The organism is Silvibacterium dinghuense (assembly GCF_004123295.1).
Taxonomy (GTDB): domain Bacteria; phylum Acidobacteriota; class Terriglobia; order Terriglobales; family Acidobacteriaceae; genus Silvibacterium; species Silvibacterium dinghuense.
In genome coordinates, this window is sequence record NZ_SDMK01000002.1 from 988,193 (window position 1) to 999,840 (window position 11,648).

An 11,648-nucleotide genomic window follows, 5' to 3' on the forward strand; every position below is an offset into this window, starting at 1 on the left:
CTCTACTCCCAATGCCCGATGAGGGACAGGCTCGCTGTTCCCGGTGTCTCCACGATCTGCGTGTCCTGACTCTGATAGTAGTTATGCATGATGAGCGTCACCGTCGTCCCTCCGGTCACCGGAATGCGAACACTCTGACTCAGCAGATAATGCGGCCGCTGGGTCAACGCGCCGGCCCGCTGAGCGGCAAAACCCGTCAGTTGCTCATAATGACCGGCTGTCGTATCGAGGTACCACTCCGGAGGCGTCGGGGTCTCGCTGTCATAATCGGCTTCGGCAAACAAGGTGTCGATCACGAAGGTCCGGCCGGCGGGAACAGCGATACAGAGATATCCCTTGCTGGCCGATTGCGGGTTGGTGTCGAAGCTCTCGAACTGGTCGTAACCGCCGCCGCTGGACTGCGGGTTGAAGCAGGATGGGGCCTGATCGGTGGGCAGGACCAGCTGCGGATCGTTGACCGGCGCATTCGGATAACGAGGGTGATGCCGGCTCTGCGCCGAGGACATGCTCGTGCATGCCGCCAGAACTGCGACCCCAAGCCAGCTGTACCTGTTTCTGCATGCTCCACGGAACCGCCCACAGAACTGAATTTCCATGCACACCCCCTGTATTGCGATGAAGTTGCCTGCAACCCACTCCAGACGCACCAGCCCGCTGCCAGGACTCACACGCTCTGTGCGATACGAGCCCAAAGACAAGCCGGAGATTTGTCACCACCTCCGGCACAGATTGCAACTATAGCCCCTTCAGCAGGGTCTTCCAGCGAGCCCAGGCCTCGGTGCGCGCCTTTACATTCGCCTCGTTGCCCGTGGTCCGAGTTGGATCTTCGCCAGCACGCATGAAGCCGTGTCCCGCGCCTTCGTAGATCACGTCCTCATACTTTTTGCCGGCCTTCTCCATCGCAGTCTTGGTGTCGGGCACCGTGGCCGAGATGCGCGCATCGTTACCCGCGTAGAAGCCATACACCGGCGCGGTGATCGCGCCCAGGTTTTCCGGCGGCGGCCCATAAAAGACAAATGCCGCGCTCAGGTCATGCCGGTTTGTCGCGAAGCGGAAGCTCTGCCCGCCGCCCCAGCAGAAGCCTGCGACCACCAGCTTTCCGTTTACTGCGGGCAGCTTCTTTACGTAGTCGGCCGTGGCGTTCAGGTCCGCCGTTACCTGGTCTGGATTCAAGCCGGAGACCGCCTTTACCGCATCGTCCTGCGTGGGAAATGCGCTGCTGCCGTCCTTGCCCGTCGTGCTGCCGTCGGGCCTCTCACCGGAAAGCAGATCGGGTGCGATGGCCACGTATCCCGCCGCCGCAACCTCGTCCGCCGCCTCGCGCGCCCAGTCCGTCAGCCCGAAGATTTCGTGGATCACCAGCACCGCCGGCGCCTTCGCGCCCACCTCCGGATAAACCACGAAGGCGTGCACGGTGCGATTCCCGTACTTGATATCGACCCACTCGTGGTGCCGCGGCGAAGCATCCAGCCGCGCCTTTGCCCACTCCTGCGCCTGCGCCACGACGGCTCCCAGAAGCCCTGCAGCCAGCACCGCATTGCGCACCATGACCCCTCGCCGCATCCTCATCAGACTCCCCACCCTTCTCTGCGCGTGGCAGTATGGTTGGCAGATTACCGGCAGCTCCCGGAACGAATCAACGGACAAATCTACCATCGCCACACCATAAGAGGTGCCCGTGAACCTGAATCAACCTGTTACCTTCCTGCTGACCGCGCAGCCCGATCAGGCTACCGCGTTCTACCGCGATATACTCGGCCTCACCTTTCTCCGTGACGACGGCTTCGCGCTCGTCTTCACCACCGGCCCCATCCTGCTGCGGATCGGCAAGGTGCAGGCGCATTCTCCTGCGCTGCATACGGTGTTGGGTTGGGAAGTCCCCGACATTACCACCGCCGTCGCAGAGCTCGCAGCGAAGAACATCGCCTTCGAGCAGTATCCGGGCATGGGGCAAGATCCGAGCGGCATTGCCACTTTCCCGAATGGGGACAAGGTCGCCTGGTTTAAGGACCCGGACGGCAATGTTCTCTCACTCTCGCAGCACGCGACCCAATAAGGCGCTAAAAAGCACAACGGGCGAGACCGAATGATTCGGCCTCGCCCGTTCGAGAGTCCAAGGAACAGTGTGGATGCAACAAGCCCGCCATCCTGCACGGGCAAAACTCTTCCTGTTTAGTTAGCCTGCGGCTGCGGCTTGGGCAGCGTGTTCTGCGCAGCGCCCACCGGCGTCGTTACCGGACCCTCATAGCCGGTCAGATTGCTCATGCCCTGCAGCTGCTGCTCTTCCACCTGCAACGGCCGCTGCATCACCATGGTGACGTTCGTCCCGGCCGGGAAGGTGATATCCGCGCCATGCTTCATGAACATCTCCACGACACCTGCCGCGGCACCTGCGCCAGCTCCGACGCCAAGGCCCAGCCCCGGCGAGCCCGCAGCCCAGCCGACCATACCGCCGACACCAGCGCCGGCCAGCGTTGCACCACCTACTGTCTTGGCATCGTCGGTCTTGGAGTTCTTGCTCTCGATGAGCCCTTCCTTATCCTTTACCTGCGCGTTCTGCGCCCCCGGAACATTGTCCACCGCGCCCGGCAGCGAGATGACCACACCATTCGGGAAAGCCATCGAGACGAAATGCATCATGATCTGCGCGCGGCCTTTCACCTTGCCGCCACGCTCCACACCATCAATATAGCCCTGCACGAAAACACCTGCAGGGATAACCACGCGTCCGGCTTCAATGACCGGAAAATCGCTGGAAAGATACACGGCATCGCCGGCCTTCGCGGTTGAGGTGCTGATCGCGGACTTCAGCGTAAGCGGAATCTTCGTTCCTGCGGGAATCACGAATGTCTGACCGCTGGCCGGCGCAGGTGCCGCTACAGCAGGAGCGACCGGAGCAGCCGGTGAGGCGGCAGCGGAAGTCGCAACCGGTGCGCTCTGAGCCAGCGCCAGCGGCGCGGCAAACAGGCAGGAACCAAGAACCAGCAACGGCAGACGAGAAACGGTGCGAGCGGGGTGAGTCATTCGATGATCTCCATGGGGAGCGGAAGCTACAACCTCTTATGGGCTGCCGGTCAGGGCCCGTAACACCGGCACTGCCTGCTCTCGCTCCGGGTGGACGGGCTTAACTCTCCCGTCGCTTTCGAACTGCTCTTATTGTTCCACCGGTGGCAACAAATTGTGCTCCTCAATTGGTAACCCGGCATAAGTCATTAGTTACCGTATTCGTCACACTATCGTGGGAATACGCCAGCATAAAATGTCCCGGGAAAGAGGGTTACCGCACCAACTGGCTAATCAGCGCCTCTCGCCGATGGAGCGCAATCCCGTCCACCTTTTTCGCAACCTGGAACCAGAACGCCCACCCAATAGCAGCGATCGCCAACAGCGCCAGCATGGCGGCGGCAACATGTCCGTGGACCGCCAGCAAGGCATAGACGGCCGCTCCCACACCCAGGATGGCCAGCTGAATGGCCATGCTCAGCAACCCGTTGCCCGCCGCGCCCTGCTCGCGCGACATGCGGGTCAGCGTCATGCGATAGGCCATGAACAGCGACAGCAGATTTCCCGCAGCAAGCTGCGTCGGCAGAGCAAAAAGCAGCCAGCACGCGGTCAGTTCGATCATCTCCGGCTTCGGTAATCCAAAGCGGAAGACGACGACCGCGGTCACAAGGATCAGCTCGACGAAGAACAATCCCAGGTGCACAAGATTCTTTGCCAGCAGAATCGTCCGAAAGCGCACAGGAGCCAGAAAGTAGAGCTGAACTCCGCCGCCATCGCCGCCGAGGCTGTTCGCGATCAGCCGCGTCAGTCCGAGAAAGCTATAGGCAGCAGCGATGGGTAACGCGAAATGGGCGAAGCCCGGAATACTGCCGTGCCCATGCCGTCCACCGCTGCCGAAAACCATCATGAGAATCGGCGGCGCAGCCAATCCATAGAGCAGCACACCACTGCGCATCAGGTAGTGCAGCTCTTTCTCGACAATCGCGCCGATCGGCCCCGCGCCATCCAGCCATCCTCCACGGACGGCAGCCTTGCTCCTCGCTTTTCCTGTTGTGCGGCCCGGACTTTCTCCGAGGCTTTCTCCGCGGTATTCCGCGCGCAGCCGCACCCCGAGCACGAGTCCAGCCAGCGCGGCATAGAGCGCGATGCCGCCTGCCTGCATTGCCTGCGCCGATCGGCTGCGCAATGCCGACTCGACGGCCATGGCCGTCATTCCCGGCGGCAGCAGCGCCTGAACCTGCTCCAGCATGGGCGCGGAGAAATGGCTTGCGGCTTTTGTCCGCCCATTCCCGTCGTCACTGAAGTGCCGGATCGCCGGTCCCACCAGCTGCAGACCAAGAATCAGAAAGAGAAAGACCGCGCCCAGAATCTCCCGCGTCTTGCGCTGTGCCAGCCAGCGATCGATCCAAGCGAAGATCATCCGCGTGAGCAGGAAATTGAACAGGGCAAAGAATACCAGCGCCAGCGTTACACCAAAGATAGCCGAAGGCCGCGCCACCACCAGGCCTACCCATATGCCGTAGAGGCAGATCACGCCCATGATGGTGGCGATATCCAGCGCGCCGTAGGTCAGAGTGAGCAGCATCCATGAGCCGAAGCTGAGCGGGAACCGCCGCAGCGCGCCAAAATCCATGTGTTCCTGAAACGATGCCACCATCAGCGGCAGAAACTGCCACAGCGCGAAGACCGGCCAGAAGAGCGCGGGCAGCAGCACGAAATGCCGGCTGCTTACGATGGAATAAGCGCCGAAACCCAGCCCAATGCCTATCAGCAAGGCAATACCGCCAAAGAAGACGCTGCTGAAGATCTGCGCTCCCAACTCGAAATTGCCACGTTTTGTGCGCAACCCATGCCGCAACATCTGCAGACGGATCGCCGCCACAGCCGCATACTGCTGCCGCGCCAGAGCGGAAAAGATTCCGTAACTCCCCGTGCCTACGCCAGCCATGACAACTCCGCCGCGGATTCCTGTCCATCCGCGCCTACGGCATTGAGGAAGATCTCTTCGAGGGTCAGCCGCTGCTCCCCTGCTTCGCCCGGCAGCTGCGATGCCACGCCAGCGCGCAGCTCCTCGAGCGAGCCGTTGGCCACGAGCCTGCCCTTCGCGATGATCGCGACGTGGCTGCACAGCCGCTCGACGATCTCGAGCACATGCGAGGTGAGGAAGATGGTCGCGCCATGCTGGATCATTCCCTGCAGCATCGTCTTCAGTGTGCCTGCAGCGACTGCATCCACGCCCTCGAATGGTTCATCGAGAAAGAGCACCTTCGGCCCATGCATCACTGCCGCAGCTAATGCCAGCTTTTTCTGCATGCCATGCGAGAAGTCCGTGACCAGCTTCTTTGGCTCGGAGGCGAGGCTCATGAACTCCAGCAGCTCTTCCGTACGCCGTGCGGTCGTTTCCTTGTCGAGACCATACATGCGGCCTACAAAACGCAGATATTCGGAGGCCGTGAGCCGGCCGAGCAGCGCCATGCCTTCGGGCACCACGCCAATCTGTCTCTTGATATCAAGGGATCCGGCGGTGAAAGCCTGCCCGAGTATCTCGATGCGCCCAGCCGTCGGTTCGAGCAGCCCGGTCAGCATCTTGATCGTCGTCGACTTCCCTGCTCCGTTCGGGCCGAGAAAACCGAAGAACTGCCCCGGAGCGACCGAGAAGGAAAGATCGTCTACAGCCGTGAAATCGCCAAAACGCCGCGTAAGCCCATACGTTGCCAGTGCCGGAGTTCCCATGCCCGCCAGCATATCTGGAAGCTTCACGGCTACAAACAGAAAAAGGCACCGGAGGCCGAAGCCTCCGATGCCCTTTCGGCTTGCAGGTGTTCAAGATGCAGGGTGACCTATACAAGCCCAGTGTTGGCTTGTGTGGCGGAAGCACGAACCCTTACTAGAAGATTCGTGTGAGCCCCCCATGACGAAAAACTGTCATGGGGGGCACCCGGCGGCCGCCTCGATGGCAAATCGCTAGAAGTCTTCGTGATGAAAGGAGACTTCGCCTTCGACTGCGACCTGATAGGCCGAGACGCGACGCTCGAAGAAGTTGGTCAGCTCCTGCACGTCCTGAAGCTCCATGAACGCGAAGGGATTCTGCGTCTTGAAAACCGGCTCGATGCCCAGGCGCGAGAGGCGCGCATCGGCCACGTAGCCAAGATACTGACGCATCTCACGCAGCGAGAGACCGGCCACCCCGCCCGAAAGCAGATCCTCGGCAAACTGTGCCTCGGCATCGACGGCTTCCCGGAGCATTTCCTTGATCTGCTCTACCAGCTCGGCATCCCACAGATCCGGCTCCTGAGCACGCACCACCTTGATCACCTCATAGGCAAACTCCAGGTGGCAGCTCTCATCGCGGAAAACCCAATTGGTACCGCCGGCCAGGCCATGCAGCAGGCCACGCGAACGGAAGAAGTAGACATAGGCGAAGGCCGCGAAGAAGAACAACCCCTCGATGCAGGCCGCAAAGCAGATCAGGTTCAGCAGAAACTGGCGACGCTGTTCCTTCGTCTCGAGCTGGTCGAGCTTCTGAATCGAGTCCATCCACTTCATGCAGAAGTCGGCCTTCTTAGCGATCGAAGGGATGTTCTCGACCGCGGCGAATGCGCCCGCGCGCTCATCGGGGTCGGGAATGTAGTTGTCGAGCAGCGTGAGATAAAACTGCACATGTACAGCTTCTTCAAATAGCTGGCGCGAGAGGTACAGGCGCGCCTCGGGCGAGTTCACGTGCTTGTAGAGGTTCAGCACCAGGTTGTTCGACACGATGCTGTCCCCGGTCGCGAAGAACGCCACGAGACGCTTGATGAGGTGAACCTCGGAGGGCGTGAGCCGCTGCCGCAGATCGACCAGATCTGTCTGGAAATCGATCTCCTCGACCGTCCACGTGTTCTTGATGCCGTCACGGAACATGTCATAGAACACCGGGTAGCGCATGGGGCGCAGCGTGAGGCAAAGGCCCGGATCGAGGATGTGCTCGGGCGCTTCGACCGACGAGCTCTTATTGACTGCTTCTTCCTGTACCGACATAGAAAACTCCTACCTTCTGTCAGTTGATATTTCGTGTTGGATCGCTGGAGACCCGCCTACTGGCAGGCCTCGCACGACTCCGGATTCTCAAGCGAGCAGGCAATCGCTGCGCTCGCAGTCACTGCAGGCGCCGGAGCAGCCGGCGCCGACACGCGGGCCGCGGCTCCCGGCACTGTCGTCTTGGCGATCTTCGTCGCCGGACGCGAACGCAGGTAGTAAGTCGTCTTCAGGCCCTTTTTCCACGCATACATATACATCGAAGAGAGGCGGCCGATGTTCGGCGACTCGGCAAAGAGGTTCAGTGACTGCGACTGATCGAGATACGCATTGCGCGCTGCGGCCATATCGATCAGCGAGCGCATCGGGATCTCCCATACGGTGCGGTACAGCAGACGCACATCTTCGGGCAACTCTTCAATGCCCTGCACCGATCCTTCCGCCATCTTCAGCCGCACACGCATCTCCTCGTTCCACAGATTGCGCGCCTTCAGCTCGTCGATCAGGTAGCGGTTCACCTGCAGGAACTCGCCCGAGAGCGTCTCGCGCTTGAAGAGGTTCGAGATCTGCGGCTCGATGCACTCGTAGCAGCCAGCAATCGAGGCGATGGTTGCCGTCGGAGCGATGGCGATCAGCAGCGAGTTGCGCACGCCGCTCTTTGCAATCCGTGCCCGCAGCGCTTCCCAGCGAGCGAGATCGGCAGGCTGCACGCCCCACAGGTCGAACTGGAACTTGCCCTTGGCCATGCGCGTCTGCGCGAAGGTCTCATGCGGACCATACTTCTCGGCCAGCTCGCAGGTAGCTTCCATCGCCGCGTAGTAAATTTCTTCCTGGATGCGGGTCGAGAGCGCCTGCGCTTCAGGAGAATCGAAGGCCAGCCGCATCTGGAAGAAGACGTCCTGCAGGCCCATCAGGCCGAGACCCACCGGACGCCACTTCGCGTTGGAGCTTGCCGCTTCCTCGATCGGATAGTAGTTGATGTCGATCACGCGATCGAGCATCGGCACCGCAGTGTGCACGGTGCGCGCCAGCTTCTCGAAGTCGAAGCTCGGCCGTCCGTCGGCATCCCAGGTCACGTGCCGCCCAAGGTTGATCGAGCCCAGGTTGCACACCGCTGTCTGGTCGCTCGAGGTCACCTCGGTGATCTCGGTGCACAGGTTCGAGAGGTGCACCACATTGCCCTGCTCGCCGGTCTGGTTGCACTTCAGGTTGGTCGCGTCCTTGAAGGTCATCCAGCCATTGCCGGTCTCGGCCAGCGTGCGCATCATGCGTGCATACAGGTCGCGAGCCTTGATCTGGCGGCGATAGAGCTTTTCCTCTTCGGCTTTCTCATAAGCAGCCTTGAAGTCATCACCATAAAGGTCGGGCAACTGCGGCACGTCCTTCGGATCGAAGAGCGACCAGGTACCGTCGGCCTCCACGCGTTGCATGAAGAGGTCGGAGATCCAGTTGGCCAGATTCAGATTGTGGGTACGGCGCGCCACGTCGCCGGTGTTGTCTCGCAACTCGAGGAACTGCTCGATGTCCGCGTGCCACGGCTCCAGGTACACGCAGCATGCGCCCTTGCGCTTGCCACCCTGGTTGACCGCCGCCACGGAGCTGTCCAGCGTGCGCAGCCACGGCACGATGCCGTTTGAGAGGCCATTTGTCGCGCGGATCAACGATCCTTCGGAGCGCACACGGTGGAATGCGAGCCCGATACCGCCGGAGAACTTCGACAGCAGTGCAACATTCTTATAGGTGTCGTAGATGCTGTCGAGCGAGTCGAGCGGCGAATCGTGCAGATAGCACGAAGACATCTGCGCATGCTTGGTGCCCGAGTTGAAGAGCGTCGGCGAGGATGGCAGGTAGTCGAGCGACGCAATCAACCGATAGAAGTTGATGGCCTCATTCGGCGACTGCGCCAGACCGCAGGCTACACGCAGAAAGAAGTGCTGCGGCGTCTCGATGATGCGGCGCGAAAGCGGATCGCGCAGAAGGTAGCGGTCGTAGACTGTGCGCAGGCCGAAGTATTCGAAGCGATCGGAGAAGCTGTCATCGATCGCGTCATTCAGCTTGCGGGCGTGGGTATGCACGAACTCGGCCGTGGCGTTGCTGACCACACCTTCATGGTGCCCGTAGTTGATCGACTGCGAGAAGGAGTAGAGGTTGAAATTCGAAACCTCCTTCGTGATGGTCGCCAGCAGCAGGCGTGCCGCCAGCCGCGAATACTGCGGCTCTTCGGCGATCAGCGAAGCCGCCGTGTCGATCGAAATCTTGTCCAGCTCCTGCGTGGTCGCGCCATCATACAGGCCGCCGATCGTCTTCGAAGCCACGCGGATCGAATCCACATGCTGCAGCCCGTGAGCGCATCGCTGCACCGCACGCACGATCTTGTTTACGTCCACCGGCTCGAGTGATCCATTGCGTTTGCGCACATGCATCACCGCCGTCTCTTCGGGCACGGGAAAACCCGGCGTCACATCGGAGAGGGTCGTCTGTACAGGAATGCGATCGGTAGTAGCGGCCATCGGGAGAGTCTCCTGGGCCTCGGAAAGCATGCGAAGAAACAGCACCAGCCGCTCCGGGCGGAGCAGCGCCAGTTACCGTTACTTCGCCTCCCCTCGGAGGCGCGAACGTATATTTCCGTTGGCAGGTCTTCGGACTATGCAGGTTCGAACCTACTTGCCAGACTTCCCGAGGTCCGAACGGGACCCAGTGTCCTCGTGGCTTTCGTACCTGCTAACCGCTGCGGGGCAGTTCCGGAGTTTCACCGGATTCCCTTTTCATCCTCCTCATAGAAGGAACCATCGGAATAAACCCACTATAAGTTGAGTCGACAGCCACAAACAAGACCACCCATTGTGGATATTCTGCAAATCTCTGCAAAACCCCACCATGGGTGACCGGTAGCCGCTCTCTATTAACGAATCAGTAACGCCAGCTCTTTACATCCGCTCCTTCGGGCGCCGTTCTCAGCATGTGATCGACCATCTGCGGAAGCACCCGCTGCGGCCAGTTCGCATTGTTTTCCTGCATCGTGTACTCGGCCGGACCGCCCGTATAGCAATGCGGCTCACCCGGCCCGTACTGAAACTGGGCGTCCGAGTGCGGATTGCGCGTCGCCTCGAGCGACTTCTGTAGATCATGCACCGCGTTGTTCAGGAAATAGGTGTCGCCGTCTCCGACCGCGAGGTGCAGCTTGCCCTCGAGCTTCGGTCCCAGCGTCGCCCAGTTCTTCTGCATATAGGCGTTCAGGTCGTAGTGCTCATGCCAGTACTCGACGACCTGCTTGTCGATCTCCCCCGTCAGCGGATCGATCACCTGTGCCGGGTAGCCATCTGCTCCCTGGGGTGAAAAGACCGCCTGCCAGATATTCCACTGCTCGGTGGAGCGCCCATGCGTGCCCAGCACATATTCGAAGCGGAACTCAGCATCGGTGTTCGCGATGATCGAGCCATCCGGCTTGCGATCAGCCGCTATCGGAATCTCGCCGAAGTCGCCCTTGCGGACAAAGGCATTCGCATCGTTGTAGAGATCGATGTTCTGATAGCCGTGGAAGTCCACCGGGTCAGGGCACGCTGCCCAGGTTCCGTTGTACATATCCGGATAGAAGACTTGCGTCGCCAAAGCTTCCCAGCCGCCGGTCGAGCCGCCGAAGGTAGCGCGCGCCCATCCCTGCCCAAGGCCGCGATACTTCTTCTCGATAAACGGGATCAGCTCCTCGTTGATCGCCGAGCCGTAAGGGCCCACATTCGCCGAGTCCACCACGTACGAGTCGTCATAGTATGGGTTCGCGTTCTGCACGTAGATCATGATCACGCGCGGCAGCCGACCCGAGGTCCAGTCCTGATAAAAGCGGTAGCCCGCGCTTCCACGGCGCGGACCGCCCTTTGCCTTCGGGTCAGGAGGCGTCGTCACCCACGGCAGCGGCCCGAAGCCCGCATGGTAGTGATCCTGATAGACAACCAGCGGATAGTGCGCATCCGGATGCTCGTCGAAGCCATCGGGCAGCAGCACCCATGCGCCCAGGTAGACGTCGCGTCCCCAGAATTTACTCAGCTTTTCACTGCGGAATCGCTCGTACTTCAGCCACTTCGCGCCAGGATCCTTTGCTGCCATCACCGCCGGATCTTCGTCCGTGCCCTCGATGGGAGGAATCACCTTGTCCAGCGTCAGCTTCAGCACAGTCTTCGACTTCGGATCAAAATGCACCTTCACCGGCGCGTCGTAAGGATTGCCTGGCTTGTGATTCCAGTGTTGTCCTTCGCCCTTGTCCGGCGGCAGCCAGAGCGTCTTGCCATTTTCGAGGTGAAACTCTTCGTAGACGTTGAAGACGGCCTGCACCGTGTAATCGCCCGCGTCCAGATCGTTCAGCGTCTTGCGCGGATAGCCGACGGTCGCCGCATCCACCACGATCGGCTTCGCCGGGTCCTGGTTGACCACATCCACGCCGAATCCCTGCGAGGAAAGATAGTTCTCCTCCAGCTGATCACGCGGCTCCGACTCCGTGTTCTTCGAGAAGACCAGGACCAGGTGCCCGTTCAAAGGCTTCGAAGCCGGAATCGAAACCTCAATCCGCTGCGCATGCGCACAGACGCACGTAAGGACAGCAACTGCCGCAATTGCCAGACGATGCATATCTCTCC

General features: G+C 60.8%; 9 protein-coding genes and 1 riboswitch. Of the genes, 1 reads left to right on the forward strand and 8 read right to left on the reverse strand.

Annotated elements, in window-relative coordinates:
- Positions 1-2: 2 nt before the first annotated feature.
- Positions 3-506 (reverse strand): hypothetical protein, encoded by a 504-nt coding sequence (locus ESZ00_RS13330; protein ID WP_129208742.1) that lies wholly within the window; start codon positions 504-506, stop codon positions 3-5.
- 229 nt (positions 507-735) lie between these two features.
- Entirely contained in the window at positions 736-1,548 is an 813-nt protein-coding gene (locus ESZ00_RS13335) for a dienelactone hydrolase family protein (protein WP_229741264.1), read from the reverse strand.
- 130 nt (positions 1,549-1,678) lie between these two features.
- Between ESZ00_RS13335 and ESZ00_RS13340 the strand changes: the two genes are divergently transcribed.
- Entirely contained in the window at positions 1,679-2,056 is a 378-nt protein-coding gene (locus ESZ00_RS13340) for a VOC family protein (RefSeq protein WP_129208744.1), read from the forward strand.
- A 116-nt stretch (positions 2,057-2,172) separates the two neighbouring features.
- On the opposite strand, the gene ESZ00_RS13345 is transcribed toward ESZ00_RS13340, so the two are convergent.
- The 6 genes from ESZ00_RS13345 to ESZ00_RS13370 all read right to left on the reverse strand — a co-directional run bounded on the left by ESZ00_RS13345 (position 2,173) and on the right by ESZ00_RS13370 (position 11,640).
- Positions 2,173-3,024, reverse strand: a complete 852-nt coding sequence (locus tag ESZ00_RS13345; RefSeq protein WP_129208745.1) for a TrbI/VirB10 family protein — start codon at positions 3,022-3,024, stop codon at positions 2,173-2,175.
- A 253-nt stretch (positions 3,025-3,277) separates the two neighbouring features.
- On the reverse strand, positions 3,278-4,951 hold the full coding sequence (locus ESZ00_RS13350; RefSeq protein WP_129208746.1) for a hypothetical protein: 1,674 nt from the start codon (positions 4,949-4,951) through the stop codon (positions 3,278-3,280).
- Positions 4,939-5,763 (reverse strand): ABC transporter ATP-binding protein, encoded by an 825-nt coding sequence (locus tag ESZ00_RS13355; protein ID WP_308419073.1) that lies wholly within the window; start codon positions 5,761-5,763, stop codon positions 4,939-4,941. Before ESZ00_RS13355 ends, ESZ00_RS13350 begins: the two co-directional genes overlap by 13 nt.
- A 204-nt stretch (positions 5,764-5,967) precedes the next feature.
- Positions 5,968-7,023, reverse strand: coding sequence for a ribonucleotide-diphosphate reductase subunit beta (locus ESZ00_RS13360; protein ID WP_129208747.1), 1,056 nt, complete (start codon positions 7,021-7,023; stop codon positions 5,968-5,970).
- A gap of 56 nt (positions 7,024-7,079) precedes the next feature.
- Positions 7,080-9,530, reverse strand: a complete 2,451-nt coding sequence (locus tag ESZ00_RS13365) for a ribonucleoside-diphosphate reductase subunit alpha (RefSeq protein WP_129208748.1) — start codon at positions 9,528-9,530, stop codon at positions 7,080-7,082.
- 103 nt (positions 9,531-9,633) lie between these two features.
- Positions 9,634-9,826, reverse strand: a riboswitch (cobalamin riboswitch).
- A gap of 104 nt (positions 9,827-9,930) precedes the next feature.
- Positions 9,931-11,640 (reverse strand): alpha/beta hydrolase-fold protein, encoded by a 1,710-nt coding sequence (locus ESZ00_RS13370; RefSeq protein ID WP_129208749.1) that lies wholly within the window; start codon positions 11,638-11,640, stop codon positions 9,931-9,933.
- Positions 11,641-11,648 lie beyond the last annotated feature (8 nt).